Below are 24,613 nucleotides of genomic sequence, written 5' to 3'. Positions count from 1 at the left end.
AACACGAACGTTAAGCCTTCCAGCGTCGATGGTACTTGGACCGAAGGGTCCTGGGAGAGTAGAACGTCGCCAAGCAATGGATAAAGCCTTAGGATTTTTACGTCTCAAGGCTTTTTTACTTTATACTCTGTTATATTTTTATTGTTGTTTAATCAAAACCGCAATGATAAACGATAGCTTGGAAACTATCGAATTGCAGTTACGATAATTGTGAAAGCAACTCATCAAACCTTGCTCGCCATTCTTTATGGGTTTTCCATTTAATATCCTGATCGTCTCCTTCTCTTCTAGGGACAATATGAAAATGAATGTGGAAAATATCCTGTTGCGCTTCTGTTCCTGAGCTATTGATTATCTGGACATTCTTAATTCCTAATTTTGTGTTATACAATGAAGCCAACTTTTTAACCACGGATATTACATTTTTCATTTCGTCCTCGGGGGTATCAAAAATATCTGAGTAATGCTTTTTGGGAATAACTAATGTATGGTACTCACTTACTGGATTAATATCTAGGAAAGCATAAACATTCTCATCTTCATAAACCTTCCAAGATTTGGCCTCACCTTTAACAACTTTACAGAAAATACAATCGCGACTTGCTTCCCTTTCTTCCACTTTCGTGCCTCCTATTTTTCAAGTAGTTTTGTTTCCAATAAAGGCAGTCAAATCTAGTTTAACATTGCTGCTCGTTAACACAATATCCGCCAACGGTGTACTGCTAATTTTAATAGGTAAAGTGTTTCCCTCATTTCAAATTAAAGTGAGGATAGGAGCATATCCTTAATGTTTTGTTTGCTGCTTCATGCCCACAGCTGTCTACAGAAAAGAATGAAAGGTGCGTTCTTATTGGGTCAGGTTCGCATGCCGCTGCCTTCATTAAAATTTGTTACTCTAATTTATAGCACATATTTTTGCAATTATTTAGCTTTGTTAAAGAATAATCTTGTTTGATACTCTTCCAAATTCTTGATATAATAAAATAGGAACAAACATTCGTAAATGATGCTTGAATTGGCAGAAACTTACCACAGTTTGCGTCTGTTTAAATTTAATGTGTAATTATTGACCCAAAAAGCCGGAGGAAAGAAAACTTATGAAATTAACAATTATTAATGGTGTGCGAACTAATAATTTTAATGATGATCTTTTATTGCAAAAGATTACAGGACTGTGGGAAGAAGCTTTTAATAGTCTGACTAATCGAGATATTATTTTCTATGGTGTCTATCATGATTACGAGAGTGACTATAAAGGGGACTATACTTTAAGTGTTGGTTTTGAAGATAGCACAAGTGAATCTTCAATTGAAATACCAGATAACGCTGAATATGAAATTTTTAATGTGGATTCAGCAGAAGAACAAGGAGTTATAAACACTTGGAAGAAAATATGGGAACGTGAGAATTCTGGTACCTTGAAAAGAGCGTACACATACGATTTTGAGAAATATTATCCCAATGGGGAAATTGAGATTTACATAGCAATTAAGTAAATCAAGCAGGCGAAATTTGCAATTATATGATGGGTAACCCCAAAAGGATGGAGATCAGCTTTTTTCGAAGCCAGCAAAACGTGATGATGGAGATAAGGGAATCAAGTGTACCTATACCGAACACGACCCTTAAGCCATGCAGATCGATGGTGTTTTACCAGAAGGGCCTAGGTAGACTAGAACATCGCAAAGCAAATTCAAGCACTCACAAAGTGGGTGTTTTTTGCTCTTAGCTTCTTTTATTGATTTAAGGATTCCCAACCGGAATTCATTTTGTCGGTCAAACGAAATAATCCCCGAATATTAGGGTAGGTGCCTAAATTAAATTACATAAATTAAAAACGTGCCACTTAGGAAATAATAAGTCCATAGATAAGGCCAATAATAAAATAAGCGTTCTACAGCCGGAAGGCCATTTAACATGCTCAGCTTGCGGACTAGCTGTACAAGGTAAGAAATTGAAGAAAATGTCTGCAGGAGCTAAGTAAAATTTTAAAATCTACTCCCTCGATTATGACGGAAAGCGCCATGAAGATGGCAGTGCGCTTGTCACATCCGGCGAACCGTGGTGTACGGATCGAACACTGTGCCAGAGCTCCCGAGGCTTATCAGCAGACTCTTCGCGTATTCTTTCAAAAAGCTTGATAGTACCAATGAAACCCGATTCTTCAGAAGCGCTTTTTTCTGGGGATTGGGTTATTTTTTTGTTATAAAAATCCTCATTTATAAACGCTATTGACACGACACCAAATGGTGTCATATAATTAAAGCGTCACTAAATGGTGTCCAATTGGCAGTTTGTCATTTGAAAAGCTTGAAGCCTGAACCCGTTTCAATTGAAAATCATTTGGAGGAGGATACAAATGAGTAATGTTATCGGTGCGCAAACAACGGTGAGAGTAGAAACCCAGCCCCGAGGAAAAATAATTGCTTACTGGTCAGTCACCTTATTGCTTGCTGCAGCTGTTATGTTAAGCGGTATCGGACAATTGATGCAATATGGAGGTAACATCGAGCTAGTGACGAGTCTTGGTTACCCTTTATACATTTTGACCATTCTTGGGGTCTGGAAAGTGCTTGGAGCCATCGGTCTTGTCGTGCCAAGTTTTCCTCGGCTTAAAGAATGGGTTCATGCAGGTATCTTCTTTCTCATGACGGGTGCGGCTTTATCTCATGTATTTGCTAGCGACTATGGTGATTACGGGTTTCATATTATCCTCCCGCTTTCATATGCTGCCTTAAATATTGCCTCGTGGGCTCTGCGTCCGAAGAGCCGAATACTTTAATGGGAGGTGAAGTAAAACGGCTATCCCTTTGTATCTACCATTGATTACTACACAGAAAATACGATTTTGGAGGGGGTGCTATGAGCGATAACAACCATTCGCGGGATGTGTTTGACGCGATTGCAGATCCAACCAGGCGCCAGCTCATTCGATTAATTGCAGAGGCCGGGGAGATCCCGCTTCACGAATTAACGTCGCATTTTCAAATGGGTCGTACCGCGGTATCCAAGCATTTGACCATCCTGAAAGAAGCCGGATTGGTACATGACCGAAAAGTCGGCAGAGAAACACGATTTAGGCTTAATGCCGCTCCACTCAGAGAAATTCAAGATTGGGTCGCTTTTTACAGCAGGTTCTGGAGTATGAATATGCTTCGTTTAAACCAACTATTAGAGGAGGAAGAGGAATGAGTTTAGCATTAGCGTTAGATTTTCAATACACGACAACGATCGAGAAGCTTTGGTCCGCTTTAACCGATTCAAGCAAGCTTGCCAAATGGGTGGTCAATATCCACTCAGGTCAGGCAATGGAAAATGATTTTAAACCTATCGTAGGACACCGTTTTCAGTTTCGCACTCAGCCGACTGAATGGTGGAATGGAATTATTGACGGCGAAGTGCTTATCGTGGAAGCACCAAACCGTTTGTCCTATACTTGGGCCAGCGGAGGGGAGAAACACACGGTCACCTGGACACTTCAGGATTTAGGGAACGGAAAGGTAAACCTTCATCTCGATCAAACCGGATTCGCCAATGTTCAAGGACTTGAAGGCGCCAAGTATGGCTGGGGAAAATGGTGCGGCGAGCTTGAAAAGGTTTTGGAGCAATAAACCCTGATCATCATAAACCGGCTGCATGAGAAAATGCAGGCGGGTTTATGTCTGCTTCGGACAATTGTCATTTTGGGCAAAATAGTGAATCCATTGAAGATAGAGAACGTGAGGGGGTGTGCAGCTTAATCATCCAGTTGTAAAAAATGGACAGACCTTAAGTATCTGTACACGATGAATGATACAATGTGAATAGAAGTAAAAGTGAACATATTGGAAGGGCGTGAATCATGAGCACAGCTGATCAGGAGTACATCATAATCTCAGGAGCGAGGGAAAACAATCTCAAGAATGTGTCCTTACGCATTCCCAAACGGAAGATTACCATTTTTACCGGGGTTTCTGGTTCCGGTAAGTCATCGATCGTATTCGATACTATTGCCGCCGAATCCCAAAGACTGCTGAATGAAAACTTCAGCATGTTCGTCCGCAACTTTTTGCCGCGTTTTCCGCAACCGGATGCAGACGCGATTGAGAACCTGAGCATGGCTGTTATCGTGGATCAGAAGCGGTTGGGGGGCGGCTCTCATTCCACGATGGGCACAATAACCGATATCTCTCCTATTCTCCGTCTGCTCTTCTCCCGAGTCGGTCAGCCCTATGTTGGACAAGCGCATATGTTCTCGTTTAACGATCCGCAAGGCATGTGTCCCATGTGCAACGGGATTGGCCGCAGCTTGCGCATCGATATGAGCAAGGCCGTTGACATGTCAAGGTCATTGAATGAAGGAGCGATCTTGCTCCCCGGTTATTCGGTAGATAGCTTGGATTTGACGATGCTTGTGCAATCAGGGCCCTTCGATCCCGACAAAAAGCTGAGTGATTATCCGGAGGAGGAGCTGGACCAACTGCTGTACGGCAAGGCAAAGAAAGTGGCGACACAGTTCGGCGGTAAGACGATGAACATTACGGTGGAAGGCTGCATCGAGAAGTTTACTAATAAGTATATCAAACGTGATGTAAAGACGATGTCCGAGCGGACACAACAAACGGTTACGCCGTTCATCACCGAGGGCATCTGCCCCAGCTGCCACGGTGCGAGACTCAGTCAGGCCGCGCTCAATTGCAGAATCAATGGATACAATATTGCGGAGCTGTCCTCCATGGAGGTCGGGGATCTGATCCGCGTCATTAAGGAGATTGACGACGCGATCGCCGCTCCAATCGTCAAGTCGCTATCAGAGCGGCTGCAGCATCTGGTTGATATCGGACTTGATTACTTAACGCTGGACCGTGAGACAGATACATTGTCCGGCGGCGAGTCGCAGCGCGTCAAGATGGTGAAGCATTTGAGCGGCAGTCTGGTGGATGTCACTTATATCTTCGATGAACCGAGCGTTGGCCTGCACCCGCGTGATGTACACCGGTTAAACGAATTGCTTCTGAAGCTGCGAGACAAGGGCAATACTGTGATTGTTGTCGAGCATGATCCCGATGTGATTAAGGCGGCCGATCATATCGTCGACGTCGGCCCTCACGCCGGCAGCCGCGGCGGCTCCATCGTATATGAAGGAAGCTTTCAAGGCCTGCTGGAGTCAGGTACACTGACAGGCACCCATATGAAGCGGCCGCTCCAGCTGAAGCACAACTGCAGGAAGCCATCCGGCAAGCTGATTATCAAAAAAGCCACACTTCACAACCTTCGGAACGTGAGTGTGGATATTCCAACCGGAGTGCTTACCGTAGTGACGGGTATCGCCGGCTCGGGCAAGAGTACACTGATTAACGAGGTATTCCTTGGTCAGCATCCGGATGCGATCGTCATCGATCAATCGGCGGTAGGAGTGTCAACCCGCTCGAATCCCGCAACTTATACAGGCATTATGGATGATGTGCGCAAGGCGTTTGCTTCCGCGAACAAGGTCAGCCAAGGCTTATTCAGCTTCAACTCCAAGGGAGCCTGTGAGAATTGCCAAGGGCTGGGAGTTGTCTATACAGACCTGGCATACCTAGACAGTGTGAAGCTGCCTTGTGAAGTATGCGGAGGCAGACGTTTCAAGGAAGAGGTGCTTGCATATAAACTAGACGGCAAGTCAATTGCAGATGTGCTGGAGATGACGGTAGAGCAGGCATTGGAATTTTTTCAGCTAAAAGAGGTTGTACGCAAGCTCCAGGCTATGTGTGATGTGGGGCTAAATTATATTACACTCGGCCAGCCGCTCAGCACGCTCTCGGGCGGGGAATGTCAACGCATCAAGCTGGCAAGCGAGCTGCATAAGAAGGGCAGCATCTATGTGATGGACGAGCCTACGACCGGTCTGCATATGTCAGATATCGGTCATCTTCTGGGGATCATGAACCGCCTCGTTGACGCCGGGAATACGGTGATCGTCATCGAGCACAATCTCGAAGTGATCAGTCAAGCAGATTGGATCATCGATATGGGACCGGAAGGAGGAAGCAAGGGAGGTCAGGTGGTATTCGAGGGCACACCTTCGCAGATCATCCATGCGGAGCTATCGATCACGGGAAAATACTTGGGGTAAATTCCACATTAACTGACAAGGTTTGTCAGTGGATTGATTTTATACTTGGATTAAGAAGAGTGAAACATCCTGTAGAGATTTACAATACCGCCGTTTCGAGTGTATGCTAACCCTATTAAAGGAGGAGAAGAATCTATGATAAAACAATTGATTATCGGAGACGCCAAGCAAGAGCTTGCCGCTACACGCCGCATCCTTGAACGCTTGCCTGAGGAGCATATGAACTGGAAACCCCACATGAAATCAATGACGTTAGGCGGATTATCCACGCACTTGGTCAACCTGGTGAACTGGCAAATCGCGATTTTCCTTTCCGCTGAATTAGATCTCTCGACTTTACCGGACCGCCGGGAAGCTTTGGAGAATCGCGAAGACGTACTGAAGGAATTTGACGAGAACCTTGTCAAGCTTGAAGAGCTATTAGGCGAATGCGACGAGAAAACACTCGGGGAGGAATGGACCTTACGACACGGTGACCATGTCATCCTGCGCCAACCGCGGGCGATCGCGCTGCGCACCTTTGGATTAAGTCATATGGTCCATCACCGTGCGCAGCTCGGGGTATATTTGCGGCTGCTAGATATTCCAGTGCCAGGCCTCTACGGCCCTTCGGCTGACGATGAAAGCAAATGAACTACGAAGTGCCTGATAGACGAAGGGTATCGGCTTAACGCTGGTACTCTTTTTTTCGCGGATTAATGCTTCAGTCTCCGGAGGGAACAGAAACCGCTTAGCGAGTGTTTCTGTTTATCTCACGTAAACAAAGCGGCAAGCAGCCCGCATATACCGCTCATCACGGATCTTCACGGACAACTCCGTAATTTCTTTAATAACGCCGCTGCCGACTAGCTCATCGCCGCGAAATACGATAATAGGCGTACGATCGTTAGCAGCCGTATACAGGTGGATTTCGGATGTTAATTCGCGGAACCCTTTATAGAGCTTCGTTCGTTTCAATGGGGGTGCTCCTGACTGTTTAAGGTTATACTTGGTCCATAATGTGTTTAAAAAATAAAAAAGTGCGTTGCCATAGGCATTGCACTTTTATTTGTATGTATGTTTTTGACACGGTTTAATACAACGTAGATGACCTCGCCATCCATAATAGTAGTATAACCGATCGAAAATGATAAGTCTATACTTTTTCCTGAATTTCCCTTATTTTATTTAAGTATCGATGATCGAAAGGAGAAGCATTTACTTTGAAGATTGGACTAAAGGTTTAAAAACGAAAGAATAAATAAGGGAGCTGAGTATGGAAAATAATAAACAAAAGAACTCATACGGGTTTATTAGCAATTTGATATTTATGATTCGCGAGCAGTGGGGTTTCGAAAAGATGGGAGTCTTTGTCCCGTTTATTAGAATTCCTGCAGATATTGCAGTAGCTTTCCTAGGAATATGGATTCCCAAAATTGTGCTTGATGCCATTGTGAATTCTGTTCCCGCTTATGAATTCGTTATACATCTAAGCTTATTGTCGATGGCTATGATGGTTCTGATGTATGTCAGCTATTATACTGAACAAAGCCTATTCATGAGCTCTGTGAGAATATGGAATTTGCATTTCTACGTTAAAAAAACATGGAAAATTGTTGATATGGATTATCCTCATTTCGCATCCCCCGCAGGAAAAACAATAATTGAACGTTCCCACCAAGCGTTAAACAGGAATATCAATGTGAATATGGTTTCATTTTACCCGCATTTTGTCGAACTGATTAAAAGCATTTTTGGATTTGTTTCTTTCTGTACTATTTTACTCATACTTAATCCCATTATCATCCTTTTGCTTATGCTGAGTTACGCTGTCGATGTATTCCTTGTTTTATATATAGAAAAATGGCAGCACAAAACCAAAGATGATCGTGCAAAGATCGATCGTAAGCTTGACTATGTTATCAGCCGAACAAGCAATAGTTCTATAGCAAAAGATATCCGGATTTATAACATGAAGCCCTGGATCAACGGCATGTCGGAGTTTATGATGCAAGAAAAATACAGTTGGCAGAAAAGGATCGCATCGAAGTATTATACACAGCTGCTGTTGGAAGCTCTATTCATTTTTGTGCGAAATGGAGGTGCGTACATTTTTCTAATAGGGAAGATCCTTATTCAAGAGATCTCTATTGGAGAATTTGTGCTTTATTTTGGGGCAATAACAGGATTCGGACAATGGCTTGAACAAATAGTCAGCAGAATCGGGAAACTTTCATCAGCAAATTATAAGGTGGACGATTATCGGTATTTGATGGATATGAGCGATAAAATGAAAAGAAATGAGGGGGTATCGCTTCCGCCTAATGGTGAGCCGGTTGAAATCGTGCTTGAAAATGTCAGCTTCAAATATGAAGGCAGCGATGAACTTATTCTTGATAATATAAACTTGAAAATCCATAAAGGCGAGCGGCTAGCGGTTGTAGGCACAAATGGAGCGGGCAAGACAACATTAGTAAAACTAATTTGCGGGCTCCTGGAACCGGTTTCAGGACGTGTCCTTATGAACGGAATCGATATAAAGGAATTTAACAGAGACGAATATTATTCTCTGATTACTGCTGTGTTTCAGAATGTGTGTTTGCTGCCCGTGAGCATTGCCCAAAATATTACCTTCTGTTCAGACAATGAAATCGACTGGGATAAACTTTATAAATGTACTGAACTAGCAGACATCAAAGATAAAATCGAAAGCTTACCGGATGGTTTTCGCACACAGCTTGTACCTTCCGTGACGGATCATGGTGTTGATCTTTCGGGAGGAGAAAACCAGAAGCTCATGTTGGCACGTGCGCTATACAAGGATGCCCCGTTGATCATTCTTGACGAGCCGACAGCAGCACTTGATCCGATAGCTGAGAATCGCATGTACCTCAAATATGATGAACTGACTGTAAACAAAACAGCCATTTATATATCTCACAGGCTTTCTTCGACACGCTTTTGTGACAGAATCATACTTATTAGCGGTAAAACAATTGCGGAGGCTGGAACGCATGATGAGCTTATGGCACTAAGCGGAAGATATAAGGAAATCTTTGATATCCAGAGCCAGTATTACAAAAACAGCGTAGAGGAGGCAGCAAGTTGAAAAAGGAACCGGGAAAAAGAAGGTTAAAAAAAGATCTGCAATTAATAAAGCGCGGTTGTTCTATGATCAGGCAGATTTCACCGAGGTATTTAGAGCTGACGATGATAAAGTCATTTATTAACGCCATGATTCCTTACCTATCCATCTACATGCTGGCTGTAATCATTGACGAATTGCTGGGAAGCAGAAATCTGCACTTACTTACCCTCTACGTGGGGATAACGGTCGGCGGGACACTACTGATGACCGTACTCTCTGAATGGATATCGAAAAAATTAATGATCAGGAGCGGGATGTTTGAAGCGCAGTTTGAACATTTTCTTAATGATAAAAACCTGACAATGGATTTTACAAAGCTGGAGGATCCGAAATGTACAGAGCTGCGAGAAAAAATTATGGGGAATATGTCTGCTGCGGGAGGAGGGATTACTGCTATCCTTGGCTATGCAGCATCTATTGTTGAAAGTACAATTTCAATAATAATGGCTATCTTGATTGCATCTGAGGCCATAACAGCAACCGCTGCTGCAGGCAGTGGTATAACAGGCGTAGTGAATTCGATATGGTTTTCCTTAGTGCTGATTGTAGGAATCGTAGTTTGCATTGCCCTTACAGTAAAAAATTCGAGGACAGCTAAAAAGAAAGAATTTGAGTTGTTTCAAGACGGGGCAAAAATTAACGGGTACATCGCGTATTATAATTATTTTTACTTAGAAGATGACCAGGCCGGTAAGGATGTGCGAATTTTTGATCAGCGGAAGCTTATTATAGAGGAAGTACTTTCTAAGGGACGCTTGCCCTGGTTGAACATTGTGAATGGCACATACAGCCTGAATCAAAAATATCTCAGCCTTAATTCTGCGATCTCGGCTTTAATAGGAGGGTTTATATATATTTTTATAGGACTCAAAGCTCTCTCCGGTACGATCAGTCTTGGAAGTGTTACACAGAGTTACGCCGCGATATTCAAGCTAGTTGGTGCAGTTGGAAGTCTTTCGGTTTCGCTTTCCAAAATAAGAAGCAACAATAATTATCTTGAATTGCTATACGAATTTGTTGATTTACCTTCAGAAATGCAAGAAGGCACCGAAATTCCTGTCCTATCGGATACAGGATGGGAGATTGAATTTCATAATGTCAGCTTCCGTTATCCGTCTAGTGAAGAATATGCGCTGAAAAACCTGTCATTAAAACTAGCGCCAAACAGTCGTACGGCGATCGTAGGAATGAATGGTTCCGGCAAATCAACCATGATTAAATTACTTTGCCGGCTGTATAGTCCGGAATCGGGATACATCACACTTAATGGAAAAGACATAAAAAAGTATGATTATAACGCCTATGTAAGCCTCTATTCAGTGGTGTTCCAGGATTTTCAGCTGCTTGCTTTTCCAATAGGGGAAAATGTGGCGGTGTCGAAAGAATACGAGGAAGAAAAAGTTTGGCGGTCTCTTGAAAAAGCGGGAATTGCCGATAAAGTACGTGAACTTCCATTAATGATAGAGCAATCTATTTACAAAAACTTAGAAGAGCACGGAGTCGATATTTCAGGAGGCGAGGAGCAGAAGATCGCATTGGCACGCGCCATCTACAAGGATGCGCCGATCGTTGTGCTGGATGAGCCTACCGCTGCCCTCGACCCCATATCCGAATTTGAAGTGTATTCAAAATTTAACGAAATGATTGGATGTAAAACGGCTTTATTTGTATCCCATAGACTTTCCTCATGTCGTTTTTGTGATAAAATAGCTGTTTTTCATGATGGCGAGCTAGTACAATTAGGCACACATCTTGAATTACTAAAGAATCCGACTGGGAAATATTTTGAGCTATGGAACGCACAGGCTCAGTATTATGCGGAAAAGGGCGAAGATATTAGTCTAAACGAGATTAATTGACGGGCAGGATACGTCAGTGGTTTTGTGGAAACTATTGCGTAATGCTTATGGAAGACATTCACGCCATGATAACCTATAGTTTGCTCTTACCAGAATATACAATTTTGGAGGGATAATCCATGAAAATAGGAGCGGCTCGAGAGGCAGCAGCGGAGTGGATCAAGCATTATGCTAGTCAGGAAGCATGGTTCATGGGGGCGTATTTCAGCGGCTCGACGGTTGGTCAGCCGGATGACGTAATGATGTCATTGGGCTCCGACATTGATGTTGTCGTTGTTACCACCGAAGCAAAAGCACCTCTAAAACTGGGGAAGTTCATCTACCGTGATGCGCTGATCGAAATAACCTTCATATCGTGGAACCAGATCGCCTCTGCGGAGGAGGTACTGGCATCGTATCACCTGGCAGGCAGCTTCCGCGTGGATACCATCATTGCAGATCCAACCGGACAGCTGCGCGGCGTGCAGCAGAAGGTATCGCGCCATTTTGCCGAGAGGGAATGGGTGCGGCGCCGCTGCGAAAACGCTAAGCAGAAGATAGAACATGGGTTACAGAATATCGATCTGACTGCACCATGGCATGACCAGTTTATGTCATGGCTGTTCATGACCGGAGTCACCACACATGTCCTCCTCGTCGCAGCTGTACGCAACCCTACCGTGCGGCTTCGCTATCTGGCTGCGTACAAAATGCTTCAGGAGTTCGGGCGAACCGAATTCTATCCGGAATTGTTGAGGTTATTGGGCTGTGAGCACTGGACCCCCCAGCGCACCAGCCATCATCTGAGCGCGCTTGCCCGTACCTTCGACGCTGCAGCAGCGCATGCCAAGACCCCATTCTTCTTCAGCAGCGACATTACAGCCGCTACACGACCGATTGCGATTGACGGCAGTCGCAGCCTAATCCGCGACGGATATCACCGCGAAGCAGTGTTCTGGATCGGGGTGACTTTCGCTAGGTGTCACAAAATGCTCTCTATAGATGCCCCAAAACTACAAGTTGAGCTAGCTCCGGCGTTTGAGCAATTCGTCATCGACCTCGGCATTACTTCATCCGATAGCCTTGTGCGTCGTGCCGAGGACGTGCAGCAGTTTCTACAGCGGCTCTGGGATGAAGCTGAATTAATTATGCAAGCCAATTAATCCGGCACCAAAGTGCTACTAATTGGTGAATGATTTATCTTTCAATTATGATTATCAGACAGAACGAAGCCTTAAGCAATAGTTAACAACAATTAGAATCTACTGTACTTTTATCACCAAGGAGGCATCCACATCCTGAATACAGCTGCGGCCGGAGATGGCTAGCTGCAGCTCGGTTTCAGCGATAAGGTGTTCCAGCAGCTGCACGACGCCCATTTCTCCTGCTACGGCCAACGCATAAGCATAAGGACGGCCCAAGAGTACGGCGGAAGCGCCGAGCGCAAGGGCCTTCATGATGTCGGCGCCCCTGCGGATGCCGCTGTCCAGGAGAACGGGAACTCTTCCTCTAATCGCCTCGGCTATCGAAGGAAGACTATCGAGGGTCGCTACCGCTCCGTCCAATTGTCTTCCTCCATGGTTAGAGACGACGATACCGTCTACACCGTGCTCTACCGCCATAATGGCGTCGTCTGGATGGGTGATGCCTTTGATCAATAATGGAAGCTTCGTTTGCTTGCGAATGAAATCCAGTTCTTTCCATGTAAAACAAGTATTATTTCCTTCTTCAAGTGCCTTTTTGACAGCCGCTTTCTTGTCTTGTTCCGGAGGCTCCTTCAGCAACGCAAGAAATACGGGATCGGTAAAATAATTCCCCATCCCTTGTCCGGAAAGGAAGGGGAGGTAAGCATTGCGAAGATCCGTTTCGCGCCATCCGAGAAGGGTGGAGTCCACTGTGACGACGATGGCCGAGTATCCGGCTGTTTCGGCGCGGCTGATAAAGCTTTTGGTCAAATCGTGATTTTTGGGCGGATACAATTGAAACCACCGAACCGCATCTTTCATGGCATCTGCCACTTCTTCCATAGGCTTACTGGAAACATTGCTGAGAATATAAGGAACGCCAAGCTTTGCCGCTGCTTTAGCAGGACCGAGCTCGCCGTCGGGATGGAGAATCGTATTGACACCGATAGGCGCCAGCAGGAACGGGACCGGGAACCGGCAGCCAAATAGGGAAGTAGTCAGATCATGCTGGGAAATATCGCAGCACACACGGGGCCGGATTCGGTACTTTTGAAACGCCTCCACATTGCTCCGATTCGTATCTCCTGCTCCGGCAGATCCATAAACATATCCGAACGGTGCGGCGGCAAGCGTTTTTTTCGCCCGTTCTTCCCATTCATCAATCGAAATTGGCAGCAGCTTGGCCGCCTCATCCCCGGACTCGTAAATTTTCATCTGAATGTCTTCACTGTGCAACGTCAAATTCCCTCCGCAAACCCATTTTCTTTCAATGATAAGTAAACGTGTTTATCATCTCCGACTTATTCCTTTTTGATTCTCAAGAAAATACTCGATGTCCCCGTTTTCCCAGCAATCGAAGGGCTAAGTAGAGGCCCATGCAAACAGCGAAAAATAATAAACCGCCAATAGAACGGGCCAAAGCGGATTCGGCACCGATATATAGCAGGAAGGCAGCATATGGCTTGTACAGGATACCGACTCCGGCCAGGAACAACGTCCCGATAGCTAAAGGCTGCAGGGGGAAGATACCTCGGCATCGTTTTCTCAGAAAACTGATGTTCCAAACCAGTGCAATGCATTCCAGTGTGAAGACACCTATCGCCGCTCCGGAATAGCCGAATCCTGGAATGGCAACGAAATAATATGCGGCTGCGGCAGAGCCGATTAACCCGAAGAGAAGCCCGAACAGGGGGATCGTCTTTTGCTCGGAGGCCCATAACATTGTCGTCGTTAGCTCCCGTATCCCGGTAATGAGAGGGGCGAAGGCCAAACATCGTATCGCCTCGGCCGCCCCAAGGCTGCCGAAAATTAGATTAGACAGCTCAGCGGCATGTGCATATAGAAACATCATCGAACTGATGCCCAATATCCACCCGATTTCCAGAGATAGATTGGAACGTTCGGCAAACTCTTTGGTCTTGCCACTCTCCCAATCGGCCGTCAATTTGGGAGCAGTTGTAAACGATAGTGCAGCGGTGACCATCGTGGGTAAATAAACGATCGTCGCCGCCATTCCGAAGATTTCTCCGAACATCGCGAACGCTTCCGTTTGACTAAGTCCCGATACCTGCAGCCGATTGGGGATAATTAGGGCATCCAAAACGTCGGAGGCTGGTACAATTAAGCGGGTGAGGGTAATGGCCAGGGAGGATTGAATGAACCAGAATACGCCTGGCCCGATGACCAGCCAGCGGTAGGCGGGGCTTCTAACAGACCTGAAGCTTCCAATAGACGATCCCCTGGAATGGCAGTAAAACCAAATGATAAGAAAACCCAGTGCTATACAAGCACCTGTAAAGGCGCCGAAGACCGCTCCACCCGCAGCGGCATGAATACCATAGTTCATCCATAGGATGACTAGCAGCAGCATCGTGCCGACGCGAATGATTTGTTCTACCATTTCGGATACGGATACCATCCCATAATATTCAAGACCTTGCAGGTAGCCGCGATACAGCTGCAGAAGAGGGACGATTGCAAGAGCAGGCACCATACAGCGGAGCGGAAACGTTAATCGGTCGTCACCAAAAAAATGAGCAAGTTGGGGAGCCAGAACGAAGAACAGGATGCCCAGGCTAGTCCCCAGCATGAAGAAAGGGATCGCTATATTGTGAAAAAACCGCTGTCCTCGTTCCTGATCTTTTGCGGTCATTAGCGCCAAGGAGGTTGGAAATCCTCCGGAAATCAATGTTAGAGCGAAGCCGTATATGGAGTAAACCATCTGGTAAATGCCCGTGCCTTCAGGACCAAGCAGCCGAAATAAAGGAATACGGACTGCCAGTCCGATAAGTTTAATAAGAAAAATAGCGCTAGAACGCAGCGCTGTTTGTTTAATAAAGGCGGGAAGCTTCATCTTTTCACCCCAAAGGATTTGTCCAAATCATTATATGAACAAGCTTCTGGAGGTAGACTTCTCCGCGCCTTTTAATCGTTGATATGAATTAATATATATTTTGTTGTCCGATCCCAGCCCAAGTCGAAGGGCACACGATACCGGTCGGCGGTATGGGAGTTTACCAAAGGGTATCCGTTCGCATCCACTCCGATTACGATGGAGAAATGGTCAGTATCCCCATCCAATACATAACCGATCAAATCGCCCGGCTGTAATTTCGCGATGGCTCCATGAGGATGTTTATCACTGGGCCGGGTAACTTCCGTGAAGGTTCCTTTGCCAATGAGCCGGCCGTACCCGGAGTACAGCACGAAACGTTCAAAGGCATCCGTCTGCACCCAGGATTGGCTTCCCCCTCCATGGTATCTCCATATATTTGACATCGGCAAGCCGCCGCCTTCCTTAGCATCGCCAAGAACTTGGGAGGCAAAATTCGTACAGTCTCCTCCAAGAGGCGTATAATCCCGATATTTCCGGTTATACCGATTGTTATTTCCAGCCCCCCAGGCTAACCCCGCATATTTATTGGCGTAAGCGACCGCGCGTTCCCGATTGTACCGTCCCTTTGTCTGAGAAGCTTCATGATGAGGAGCCAGCTGGGGGAAGCCGGCCGGGGAATCAGGTATTAAATCCGGGTTCTCCTCGAGCGGATCCAGATACCATTCCTTTTTCACAATCCACTCATCCCGTTCCTTGATCAATGTAAGAGCATGCCGTGTACCAATTCCGAACGATTGAGGGGGCAGGTGATGCGATTCGTACTCGTAGGATATTTTTGCCGACTGAACCAGTGAAACCGTGGCTAGGTTGTCGTTCTTTTTGATGCGTGCAATTCGGATAACCGGCTCGGCAGAGACCAGTCGAACGCCGCGTTTCTTGGCCCAGGTCTGGATATATTTTGCACGTTTAAGCTCCATTTGATAAGCATACCTGCTCGCACTTTCGGTTTGATTGTAGTACTTCTGGATAGCTTCGGGCTGCTGATGAATGAGGAGGCTATTGCGATCCTTATACAACTGCTGTATAAATACAGTCACCTCATCCTTAACTCCACTACCCTGTATCGAATTCAAAGCGTAAGCATCCATAGGTGAAGCGATCATGGTGAACAAAACCCCGATTAGCAGAGACAAGCGCAGCACGTAGATAAATCCCCCTTAAGTTCGTTATGCCAAATAACATTCCAATCCCTCGAATCGACATTCCAAAGCAAAGGAAATCCAACATTTATCCTTCCCCGCCTGATCGGTGATATGCTAAGGGGTTCAGACCCTTAATTTGGAAGCGGAAGCTTGAGCCTGATTAAGTATAGAATACCCAGGGGCATTGAATAAACCCTTTGCCTTTATTTATATTGGTTTATCCTAAAAAGTCGGGGGAACACTGTTCATTGTACTTGATCTATTCAAATATCTAATTGGAGTGAGTACTTTGACTTATGAATGTTATTATTGTAAAAAAAGTGCAAACCATCATGATGATACGGCTCATAGTATCACCCTTTATGATAAGGACGGCCTTGAGGAAGACATCGAGCTTTTATGCAATGAATGTTACTCGGATTGGCTATTGTCTCTGAAGGGTTGAACATGGAAGAGTCTGAAGGAAGAGCTTGCCTGCGGCAGGCTCTTTTTAAACGTTACGGATAATATCACCAGGTAATCTATATCAGATGTTGTCCTTATGAAACTGATCAAGAATGATTTATAAATTTTCAGCTGAAAAGCCGCATCCGATGCGGCTTTTTCATTTTGTGGCATCAAGCTTCTGTCATAGACTGCTTATGCCCGAATTATTGATAACACTTGTCTTTGCCTATTCCAGTTCTCCCCTTTGATCATATGGTATGTAGACATTGCTAAAAGGAGGATTTATATGGCAGAACATGTGAGGGTAAGCCCACGATTCAGAAAGCTTTGCATCCAATTTGGAAGAATTTTGGGGGGAGAATCTGAGATCGATCAGGGTCCTGTTTGTTTTGTTACACGAATGACGAATCTTCGGGCGAGGATCTTGGGAAGAAGAACCCTTTCCCCATTAGTTCAAATGCAAATGTTTTCGTTTGAATCTCTTGATGCTTCGGGAAGGGCACTTTGTTTAGGCGAGACTGCGGTACATCAAAATCAGGTTAACCGATTAATGTCGAATCTTCGTAAACGCGGAATTAAAGTCACTGCGGTCCATAATCACTGGTTAAAAGAAAATCCTCGCTTAATGTATATGCATTGGGAAGCCGTTATGAATCCCGTTGTTTTTGCTAGAAGAACCAAAGAATCCATTGCATTCTTGGGTTAATTGCAGCTGTTCAGTATGAGCAGAGGAATTTTATCATAAAAGCGAAAGGAAGGATTCATATGGCTGTGAAAGTAAGTCCCCGCTTTAAAAGACTATGTAACCAATTTTCTAGCATTTTAGGTGGTACAGAGCATGAGATTACAAAAGGACCCGTATGTTTTGTCAGTAGAAATCGGAAAGTTAACGCCTCGATATTAGGAAGACGCACCACATCGCCATTGGTCCGTTATCAGCTGTTCTCTTTTGAATCCTTGGACAGTTCTGGTCGTGCATTATGTTTAGGGGAAACAGCCCTCTTTCAAAACCAAGTAAATCAGTTACTGTCCAATCTTCGCAAAAACGGAATTAAAGTAACAGCAGTTCATAATCACTGGCTGTTTGAGAACCCGCGTCTAATGTATATTCACTGGGAATCGATTGATAAGCCAGTAGATTTTGCAAGGAAAGTAAAACGTTCGATTGCATTTTTGGGATAAACTATCATCAAAAAACATCGCAGCTATTTGAGGCGATGTTTTTTGATCGGGAATGCTGAACTTTTGTTATTCTTCCACCGTTTCGAACAAATGCCTTGAAAGTTTTCGATTTATTCTTCTTTGGTTTTGAAGCTTTAACTGGCGTGCAATTGTGTAACCAATAAGAAATGTGGGAGCCGAGGTATTGCCGTCAACGGTAAAAGGGATAATGGAAGCATCGGCTACTATTAAATTTTTTACACCATGAACGCGACCTCTACGATCAACTACACCGCCGTTCTTTAACGGAGCCATCCGTAAAAAGCTTTGCTGATGATGGTTATGATCGAAATTCTCCTTGATATATTGTTCCAATTTCGAATCGTTATCAATAACGTCGAGTTCAGGCGAAATGAGCTTGTAAGACGGGTCTATTGCTTCTAATTCTGCAGCAATATTTTTTACATATATTCTAAAAATATTTTTTATTGCTTCCATATCCTCAGGATTAGCGATAAATCCTTCGTCCGCAAGCACGATTTTTAACGGGTCGTTATTTTGAATACGAATGCTTCCTCGGCTTTTCGGCCGAAGATATAGAATTGCCAATGTTAGCATGCCCTTCGAACCCAAACCTATGAGTTGTACAGCACGCCTGCCAGGTGCGGCTCCGGTAGGGTCGGGCAAGAACGCTCCTCCAGAGTATAAGCTGTTCGGGTCATTCGCGGGGAGCGCATGATCTCTAGGATTGGCAGAGAATACGGCAAAGTTGAGCGTATGATTTCTTATGCTCTTACCTACGTGCGGATTATTGAAAATCACCGGGATGCCGGCCTGCTTAAGTAATTTACCAGGACCGATGCCGGATAACATTAATAGCTGAGCACTATTGATGCCGGCAGATATAATCACTTTTTTTCTTGCGGAAGCGGTTATGCATCTGCTTTCGTGTAAAAACTGAACGCCAACAGCCTTATTGCCGGTAAAAAGAACCCTTAAAGCCGTCGATTTATATATCACTTTAAGCTTGCGTCCATTTACTCCATGTCCACCGGCAGTCATAATATCGGAAGATAAGAAAGCAGTAGAAGAGCTCTCCCTGCGGCCGTCCGGATTTTGATACAGCTGCCATCGGGTGAAGGGCCCCAGCGTTGTATTCGGATTGTTATAATCGAGAATCTCAGGCAAACCAGTGGCTTGCTCTATTGCCGTAATCAGTTTTCTTGTCATCCCCGTCGGCTCCGTGGGGGTTTGCCTTATGTCGATCCTTCCCTTAAATCCTCTTGCCGCTTTATTGCTGGTTTTGCCGTTGTACTTTTCCAAACGTTTAAAACGTCGAATTGCCCGTCTCGGAGACCACAGCGGACCTAATAGCTGTTCCCATTCTTTTAATACTGCAGGAGTAGGCCGAACATACTGCTCGCCGTTAATGGAAGAGCCGCCTCCCGACAGCCGCCCTGTAGTCCATTCGAAAGCACGATCGTCGAGCCCTTTTTGGGGAACACCTTCTCCTTGCCAAAAATATTTTGGAAAAAAATGTTCTTCAAGCTCCAGGGCCTCAGAAGAATCCCTGATCGCTTTGTCCCGGTCGTTGTTTTCGCCAGCCTCCAATACGAGAACAGATGTTCTTTTGTCATCGGTCAGTGTTTTTGCAAGAACAGCTCCCGCTGGCCCCGTACCCACAATGATATAATCGAATGTTAGTTTCCGGTTCATTTCGATTCCCCTTTCATTGGATAATGTAGGGTATTATCATTGGGCGCCTAATGTGACGATGATTGATGAAAACCATTAATGATAGCCGGATTCAGCCTCATGACTGGGTTGAAGACAGAATCGTGTGCAGTAATGCTCACCATAGCCGTCATTTATCTTCCGCTTCTTTTGGAGGATATCATGAGAATCATGCAAGCACGGAGAGTGCGGGGACCGCAGTACGGAAGATGGGATTTGGCAGGGCGGGGGAGAGATATGGTTTATTGCTGACGCCGTTATTTCTCATGACCTTCAGGCAGGATTGCTTGGGCTGGTACTAGGCTTTAGCATAGCGCGCTCCAAAAACCGGATCCAGGCTGTCTCGTTGTCCGCTCTTGCATTATGGGCCGGAATTGCGCTGCTGTTATACGCCATTCGCTTTCCGCTGCTCGGACCTTCAGTCGCTACGAGCTTCGATATCACTACGGCCATCTATATTTTATTATTTTGTTTGCTTTATAGCGCGATATGGACGGAACTCAGTCTGCGGTTATTGGCGAGATTAAGCAAGTCCGTACACGGGCTATAAAGAACGTAACGACACTGTCACATGAACAGATTAATGGAAGCTTGGCAAAGTTAGCAGCTGCCTGTTATAAACCAAAAAGAACCTGGACAGTTGTACCAGGTTCTTAAATATTGCATATAAACAGACACAATGATATAATCGGACTACGACCGTTTTTTATGGTCAAGATTGCAAAGTAAGATCATCTTACACTTTAAGTGTATCATGGGTACAAAGCTTTTGTCAAATGTTTTTCTCAAATTCATGGTTAGGAGAGATGTTGAATGAGTTCGTTGGTTCTCAGCTTCCAGGAAATCGAAAAGACGCAGCTTTTACTCGTTGGAGGAAAAGGGTTACACTTGGGGGAATTATCAAAAATGGAAGGAATCCAGGTGCCTGAAGGATTTTGTGTTACCACCTTGGGATTTCAAAAAGCCATCGAACAAAACGAAGCGTATCCTGCTTTGCTCAATCGACTAACCATGCTAAAGGCAGAGGATCGGGGCCAGATTGGTGAAATCTGCAGAAAGATCCGACAAAGCATCATGGAAGCAGAAATCCCTTCCGAGGTTGTGAGAGCAGTTACTCACTATCTCTCCCAGATTGGCGAGAAGCATGCTTATGCAGTGCGTTCTAGTGCAACGGCCGAGGATTTACCACATGCCTCCTTTGCTGGTCAACAAGATACCTATTTAAATATCATCGGCAAGGAAGCCATCTTACAGCATATCAGCAAATGCTGGGCGTCCTTATTTACGGATCGCGCGGTAATCTACCGTATGCAGAATGGATTTGACCACCGTCAAGTTTATTTATCCGTTATCATTCAAAGGATGGTATTCCCCCAGGCCTCCGGGATTCTATTCACCGCCGACCCAGTTACTTCCAACCGGAAGCTGCTTTCCATTGACGCCAGTTATGGACTTGGAGAAGCGCTGGTCTCCGGCTTGGTATCCGCTGATTGTTATAAAGTACGGGAAGGGGAAATCGTCGATAAGAGGATTGCCGCTAAAAAATTAGCTATTTATGGACGAGATGGAGGCGGAACAGAGACACTGCAGATCGATCCGGATCATCAAAAGACTCAAACGCTTACTGAACGGCAAATTTTAGAGCTGGCACGTATCGGAAGACAGATTGAAGCCTATTTTGGCTGTCCACAAGATATCGAATGGTGTTTGGCCCAAGATACGTTTTATATTGTCCAGAGTCGGCCAATCACGACTTTGTATCCGATCCCTGAAGCGAATGATCAGGAAAATCACGTCTATCTATCCGTCGGCCACCAACAAATGATGACGGACCCTATAAAACCGCTGGGTCTTTCCTTTTATCTGTTAACGACTCCAGCACCTATGCGTACAGCCGGCGGAAGGCTGTTTGTTGATGTTACGCCTAAGCTAGCTTCGCCAGCGAGCCGAGAAGCCATAATGAAAACCTTTGGACAACACGAACCGCTCATCAAGGACGCACTTATGACCTTAATAGAGCGAGGAGATTTTATAAAATTATTACCCGACGATAAAACAGCACCGATTCCCGGCAGAGGTAATACAGATATGCTTTCTCAAATCGAAAACGCTCCGACTATCGTCTCTGATTTGATGAAGATGAATCAAACTTCATTAGAGGAGTTAAAGCAAACCATCCAAACGAAATCAGGATCGGATTTGTTAGATTTTATTCTAGAAGATATCCAACAGCAGCTAAAGAAAATATTATTTAACCCGCAAAGCTCAGCTGTCATTATGGCTGCTATGGATGCTTCAGCATGGATCAATGAAAAAATGAACGAGTGGCTAGGTGAAAAAAACGCAGCAGATACGCTTTCTCAATCTGTACCGGGCAATATTACTTCGGAAATGGGTCTGGCTCTATTGGAGGTCGCAGATGTGATTCGTCCTTATCCTCAAGTTATTGATTACTTACAACGAGCAAAAGAGGATGATTTCATGGATGAATTGCTTAAGTTGGATGGCGGACAGGAGACCCATGACGCTATCAGTGCCTTTCTCAACAAATATGGAATGCGATGTGCCGGAGAAATTGATGTTACGAGAACTAGATGGAGCGAAAAACCAATGACTCTTGTCCCGTTGATTCTTGGTAACGTCAAAATCTCTGAACCTAATGCTGGACAACGCAAATTTGAGCAAGGGCTACAGGAAGCCCTGGAGAAAGAAGAAGAGTTATTGGATCGATTGAAGCAATTACCGGATGGCGAGCAAAAAGCCAAAGAAACAAAACAAAGGATCGACCTAATCCGGAATTTCAGCGGCTATAGGGAATATCCGAAATACGGCATGATTAATCGCTACTTCGTATATAAGCAGGCTTTGCTCAAAGAAGCCGAGCAACTCGCACAAGCCGGCGTTATTCGAGAAAAAGAAGATATATACTATCTCTTTTTTGAAGAACTTCACGAAGCCGTACGCACCAAAAAACTGGATTACCAGATCATCAGCCAACGAAAAGAGGAGTACAAATTTTACGAAAAACTAACTCCGCCACGTGTTATTACGTCCGATGGTGAAATCATTACAGGCGAGTACAAACGGGAAAATCTCCCGGTCGAAGCCATTGTAGGTCTGCCTGTTTCTTCCGGAGTTATAGAAGGACGTGCACGAGTCATTTTAAATATGGCCGATGCGGATCTGGAGGATGGAGATATATTGGTTACCTCCTTTACTGACCCTGGCTGGACGCCATTGTTTGTATCCATTAAAGGACTAGTCACTGAAGTCGGCGGACTGATGACCCATGGAGCCGTTATCGCACGTGAATATGGCCTGCCAGCCGTTGTAGGCGTGGAAAATGCCACCAAAATAATCAAAGATGGGCAACGAATTCGCGTACATGGGACAGAAGGGTATATTGAAATATTGTAATGGCTGAATACCCATAATGGAGAGTACACCACTGAGCATAAAAATAATGAGGCGGCTGCGGCTGCCTCTTTATTTTTTATCGAGACCTGCCCGTTCTTCCTTAAAATGAAATGATTTTATACAAAAATATAAAAATATCCAATTATGTAATTAAAAAACTTATGAGATAATGACACCGACATTAAGACGAACGGCTGATTGCCGGCAGTTTCGTCTCGAAGAAAAAGGGGGGGGACGGGAATGTAAAACAGCCGAATTTGTATCGAGGATATTTCAGTATGGAGGTGGGAAGCTGCTTGTTTTGGGTAAGTTGTCATTCCAATCTAAGGAGGTTTCTAAGATGATGAGATATTCGAAAGTATGCGCCTTTTTACTTGTATTACTTATTACGGTTTTTGCGTCAATCCCCACATTCGTATTTGCAGAAGCTCAGGGGCCGGTCGCGGATGGCAAAATCATGTATTCCCAGGATTTCGAGCAAAACACGGACGGCACCAAACCTTCACCCTCCGGCCTTCCGAGCAATCGGATCACCAGAGTCACCGACCCCTTAGGCCAGCGTGGGACGGTACTTAAGCTGTTATGGCAGAAGGATGACGATTATCGCACATCCTCGGGTACGAATCCGAGAACAGAAATCAACGTCGAGAACGGCTACGAGTGGCCGCGGGATCAAGTCGTCAGCATCGCATGGGGACAGCGCTTTGATACCTCTGTAGTCAATGCTTCCATCGCACAAGTGATCGGAGATAACGGCCCTTATTGGATGCTTAAGGCTGATGGCACGGGAAAGCTGTCTGTTATGGGCGTGAGCGGCGGCTCTGATGTTAACTACACACTGAAAACGAATGAGTGGAACGATTTTAAGGTTGAATGGAAAGGCTCGGCTTCTAACGCCTATTTTAAATTTTGGATTAACGGAGCGCTTGTTCTAAATAAAACCGGTTTATCTTTCCCGAGGGAAACCGTAAACATGCATACGAAGTTCGGGATTTACAATACGGATGAAGGGGTAAAGGCTAACAATACAAGGAACTGCTATTTGAGTAACATCAGTATCGGCAAGGATCCTGCGTCCACATCCCTGATTACGAATTTATCAGTCAAAGATTCTGCTAACGCTGCGGATTGGTCGATTCAGAAAAATCTGCAGTCCGGTCAAACCGAATACGGGGACCGTGCTTTCACATTTACTTCGGTTCCTTCCCTTGTCGCTGGATCGGATTGGATCCGAACGGCAAACGATTCGAAGGCCTATTCGTCCGACCCGGCTGTAACGTTTACAGTCACTCAAAATGCCGTCGTGTTCGTTGCCGTGAACGATATGATATCCCCCAAGCCTTCATGGCTTAACGGCTGGACAGATACGGGCGAAGATTTGGTCAACAACGAATCAACTCCGCGGACATTCAGCTTATATCAAAAGTCGTATTCAGCCAATTCGACCGTTTCTCTGGGGAATAACGGCAGCACATCGTATGGCATGTACACCGTTATCGTGAAGCCCAACTAGTCGGGCTGCGGCGATTGTCATTTTGCGGAGCTTCCGGTTTTCCGAACGTAGTTTATA

Annotated in this window: 21 protein-coding genes and 1 rRNA gene; 16 read left to right on the top strand and 6 right to left on the bottom strand. The window is 45.1% G+C overall.

Features of this window, described 5'->3' with window-relative positions; genetic code table 11:
- Nucleotides 1-75, top strand: a 5S ribosomal RNA gene (gene rrf, locus B1728_RS37520); the annotation flags it as partial.
- A gap of 124 nt (nt 76-199) precedes the next feature.
- On the opposite strand, the gene B1728_RS35095 is transcribed toward rrf, so the two are convergent.
- Nucleotides 200-619, bottom strand: coding sequence for an HIT family protein (locus B1728_RS35095; RefSeq protein ID WP_144028110.1), 420 nt, complete (start codon nt 617-619; stop codon nt 200-202).
- Nucleotides 620-1,097: 478 nt separating this feature from the next.
- Between B1728_RS35095 and B1728_RS35090 the strand changes: the two genes are divergently transcribed.
- The 6 genes from B1728_RS35090 to B1728_RS35065 all read left to right on the top strand — a co-directional run bounded on the left by B1728_RS35090 (nt 1,098) and on the right by B1728_RS35065 (nt 6,730).
- Complete coding sequence (locus B1728_RS35090; RefSeq protein WP_079915059.1) at nt 1,098-1,496, top strand: GyrI-like domain-containing protein; 399 nt, start codon at nt 1,098-1,100, stop codon at nt 1,494-1,496.
- Between the two features lie 863 nt (nt 1,497-2,359).
- On the top strand, nt 2,360-2,782 hold the full coding sequence (locus B1728_RS35085) for a DoxX family protein (protein WP_079915058.1): 423 nt from the start codon (nt 2,360-2,362) through the stop codon (nt 2,780-2,782).
- An 80-nt stretch (nt 2,783-2,862) separates the two neighbouring features.
- Entirely contained in the window at nt 2,863-3,192 is a 330-nt protein-coding gene (locus B1728_RS35080; protein ID WP_079915057.1) for an ArsR/SmtB family transcription factor, read from the top strand.
- On the top strand, nt 3,189-3,611 hold the full coding sequence (locus tag B1728_RS35075) for an SRPBCC family protein (protein ID WP_079915056.1): 423 nt from the start codon (nt 3,189-3,191) through the stop codon (nt 3,609-3,611). The genes B1728_RS35080 and B1728_RS35075 overlap by 4 nt, the downstream gene beginning before the upstream one ends.
- Nucleotides 3,612-3,841: 230 nt before the next feature.
- Nucleotides 3,842-6,097 carry an ATP-binding cassette domain-containing protein gene (locus B1728_RS35070; RefSeq protein ID WP_079915055.1) on the top strand — a complete coding sequence of 752 codons (2,256 nt, stop codon included), beginning with the start codon at nt 3,842-3,844 and terminating at the stop codon, nt 6,095-6,097.
- 135 nt (nt 6,098-6,232) lie between these two features.
- On the top strand, nt 6,233-6,730 hold the full coding sequence (locus tag B1728_RS35065) for a DinB family protein (protein ID WP_079915054.1): 498 nt from the start codon (nt 6,233-6,235) through the stop codon (nt 6,728-6,730).
- 114 nt (nt 6,731-6,844) lie between these two features.
- Here B1728_RS35065 and B1728_RS35060 read toward each other — a convergent pair whose 3' ends face one another.
- Nucleotides 6,845-7,054, bottom strand: coding sequence for a hypothetical protein (locus B1728_RS35060; RefSeq protein WP_079915053.1), 210 nt, complete (start codon nt 7,052-7,054; stop codon nt 6,845-6,847).
- Between the two features lie 298 nt (nt 7,055-7,352).
- Between B1728_RS35060 and B1728_RS35055 the strand changes: the two genes are divergently transcribed.
- From B1728_RS35055 to B1728_RS35045, 3 genes are all read left to right on the top strand, one after another.
- Nucleotides 7,353-9,185 carry an ABC transporter ATP-binding protein gene (locus B1728_RS35055; protein ID WP_079915052.1) on the top strand — a complete coding sequence of 611 codons (1,833 nt, stop codon included), beginning with the start codon at nt 7,353-7,355 and terminating at the stop codon, nt 9,183-9,185.
- Nucleotides 9,182-11,083 (top strand): ABC transporter ATP-binding protein, encoded by a 1,902-nt coding sequence (locus B1728_RS35050; protein WP_079915051.1) that lies wholly within the window; start codon nt 9,182-9,184, stop codon nt 11,081-11,083. Before B1728_RS35055 ends, B1728_RS35050 begins: the two co-directional genes overlap by 4 nt.
- Before the next feature lie 119 nt (nt 11,084-11,202).
- Entirely contained in the window at nt 11,203-12,225 is a 1,023-nt protein-coding gene (locus B1728_RS35045) for a hypothetical protein (protein ID WP_079915050.1), read from the top strand.
- 99 nt (nt 12,226-12,324) lie between these two features.
- Here B1728_RS35045 and B1728_RS35040 read toward each other — a convergent pair whose 3' ends face one another.
- The 3 genes from B1728_RS35040 to B1728_RS35030 form a co-directional block, all read right to left on the bottom strand.
- Nucleotides 12,325-13,488 (bottom strand): alpha-hydroxy-acid oxidizing protein, encoded by a 1,164-nt coding sequence (locus tag B1728_RS35040; RefSeq protein WP_079915049.1) that lies wholly within the window; start codon nt 13,486-13,488, stop codon nt 12,325-12,327.
- A gap of 76 nt (nt 13,489-13,564) precedes the next feature.
- Nucleotides 13,565-15,100, bottom strand: coding sequence for an oligosaccharide flippase family protein (locus B1728_RS35035; protein ID WP_079915048.1), 1,536 nt, complete (start codon nt 15,098-15,100; stop codon nt 13,565-13,567).
- Nucleotides 15,101-15,171: 71 nt separating this feature from the next.
- On the bottom strand, nt 15,172-16,284 hold the full coding sequence (locus B1728_RS35030; protein ID WP_079915047.1) for an amidase domain-containing protein: 1,113 nt from the start codon (nt 16,282-16,284) through the stop codon (nt 15,172-15,174).
- A gap of 733 nt (nt 16,285-17,017) precedes the next feature.
- Here B1728_RS35030 and B1728_RS35025 point away from each other — a divergent pair.
- Entirely contained in the window at nt 17,018-17,437 is a 420-nt protein-coding gene (locus tag B1728_RS35025; protein ID WP_079915046.1) for a DUF1259 domain-containing protein, read from the top strand.
- A 59-nt stretch (nt 17,438-17,496) separates the two neighbouring features.
- A complete protein-coding gene (locus B1728_RS35020; protein ID WP_079915045.1) occupies nt 17,497-17,913 on the top strand; it encodes a DUF1259 domain-containing protein in 417 nt (138 codons plus the stop codon).
- A gap of 66 nt (nt 17,914-17,979) precedes the next feature.
- Here the strand turns inward: B1728_RS35020 and B1728_RS35015 are convergent, their stop codons facing one another.
- Nucleotides 17,980-19,608 carry a GMC family oxidoreductase gene (locus tag B1728_RS35015; protein WP_079915044.1) on the bottom strand — a complete coding sequence of 543 codons (1,629 nt, stop codon included), beginning with the start codon at nt 19,606-19,608 and terminating at the stop codon, nt 17,980-17,982.
- Between the two features lie 65 nt (nt 19,609-19,673).
- Between B1728_RS35015 and B1728_RS36010 the strand changes: the two genes are divergently transcribed.
- The 4 genes from B1728_RS36010 (at nt 19,674) to B1728_RS35005 (ending at nt 24,556) form a co-directional block, all read left to right on the top strand.
- Nucleotides 19,674-19,928 (top strand): hypothetical protein, encoded by a 255-nt coding sequence (locus B1728_RS36010; RefSeq protein WP_256865630.1) that lies wholly within the window; start codon nt 19,674-19,676, stop codon nt 19,926-19,928.
- Nucleotides 19,910-20,176, top strand: a complete 267-nt coding sequence (locus B1728_RS36005) for a hypothetical protein (RefSeq protein ID WP_144028108.1) — start codon at nt 19,910-19,912, stop codon at nt 20,174-20,176. Before B1728_RS36010 ends, B1728_RS36005 begins: the two co-directional genes overlap by 19 nt.
- A gap of 263 nt (nt 20,177-20,439) precedes the next feature.
- Nucleotides 20,440-23,043 (top strand): phosphoenolpyruvate synthase, encoded by a 2,604-nt coding sequence (ppsA, locus tag B1728_RS35010; RefSeq protein WP_079915043.1) that lies wholly within the window; start codon nt 20,440-20,442, stop codon nt 23,041-23,043.
- 340 nt (nt 23,044-23,383) lie between these two features.
- The gene (locus tag B1728_RS35005; protein WP_079915042.1) at nt 23,384-24,556 is read left to right on the top strand and encodes a heparin lyase I family protein; all 1,173 of its coding nucleotides are present in this window, start codon (nt 23,384-23,386) and stop codon (nt 24,554-24,556) included.
- Nucleotides 24,557-24,613 lie beyond the last annotated feature (57 nt).

It is taken from the genome of Paenibacillus sp. 32352 (assembly GCF_002042965.1).
Lineage (GTDB): Bacteria > Bacillota > Bacilli > Paenibacillales > NBRC-103111 > Paenibacillus_S > Paenibacillus_S vulneris.
Note: the sequence above shows the minus strand (reverse complement) of the source record. Positions and strands in the feature narration are given on the sequence as shown.

Coding starts and splice junctions, on each gene's coding strand:
- B1728_RS35090 (WP_079915059.1), top strand. CDS start 1,098: ATGAAATTAACAATTATTAATGGTGTGCGAACTAATAATTTTAATGAT.
- B1728_RS35085 (WP_079915058.1), top strand. CDS start 2,360: ATGAGTAATGTTATCGGTGCGCAAACAACGGTGAGAGTAGAAACCCAG.
- B1728_RS35080 (WP_079915057.1), top strand. CDS start 2,863: ATGAGCGATAACAACCATTCGCGGGATGTGTTTGACGCGATTGCAGAT.
- B1728_RS35075 (WP_079915056.1), top strand. CDS start 3,189: ATGAGTTTAGCATTAGCGTTAGATTTTCAATACACGACAACGATCGAG.
- B1728_RS35070 (WP_079915055.1), top strand. CDS start 3,842: ATGAGCACAGCTGATCAGGAGTACATCATAATCTCAGGAGCGAGGGAA.
- B1728_RS35065 (WP_079915054.1), top strand. CDS start 6,233: ATGATAAAACAATTGATTATCGGAGACGCCAAGCAAGAGCTTGCCGCT.
- B1728_RS35055 (WP_079915052.1), top strand. CDS start 7,353: ATGGAAAATAATAAACAAAAGAACTCATACGGGTTTATTAGCAATTTG.
- B1728_RS35045 (WP_079915050.1), top strand. CDS start 11,203: ATGAAAATAGGAGCGGCTCGAGAGGCAGCAGCGGAGTGGATCAAGCAT.
- B1728_RS35035 (WP_079915048.1), bottom strand. CDS start 15,100: ATGAAGCTTCCCGCCTTTATTAAACAAACAGCGCTGCGTTCTAGCGCT.
- B1728_RS35025 (WP_079915046.1), top strand. CDS start 17,018: ATGGCAGAACATGTGAGGGTAAGCCCACGATTCAGAAAGCTTTGCATC.
- B1728_RS35020 (WP_079915045.1), top strand. CDS start 17,497: ATGGCTGTGAAAGTAAGTCCCCGCTTTAAAAGACTATGTAACCAATTT.
- B1728_RS35015 (WP_079915044.1), bottom strand. CDS start 19,608: ATGAACCGGAAACTAACATTCGATTATATCATTGTGGGTACGGGGCCA.
- B1728_RS36010 (WP_256865630.1), top strand. CDS start 19,674: ATGAAAACCATTAATGATAGCCGGATTCAGCCTCATGACTGGGTTGAA.
- ppsA (WP_079915043.1), top strand. CDS start 20,440: ATGAGTTCGTTGGTTCTCAGCTTCCAGGAAATCGAAAAGACGCAGCTT.
- B1728_RS35005 (WP_079915042.1), top strand. CDS start 23,384: ATGATGAGATATTCGAAAGTATGCGCCTTTTTACTTGTATTACTTATT.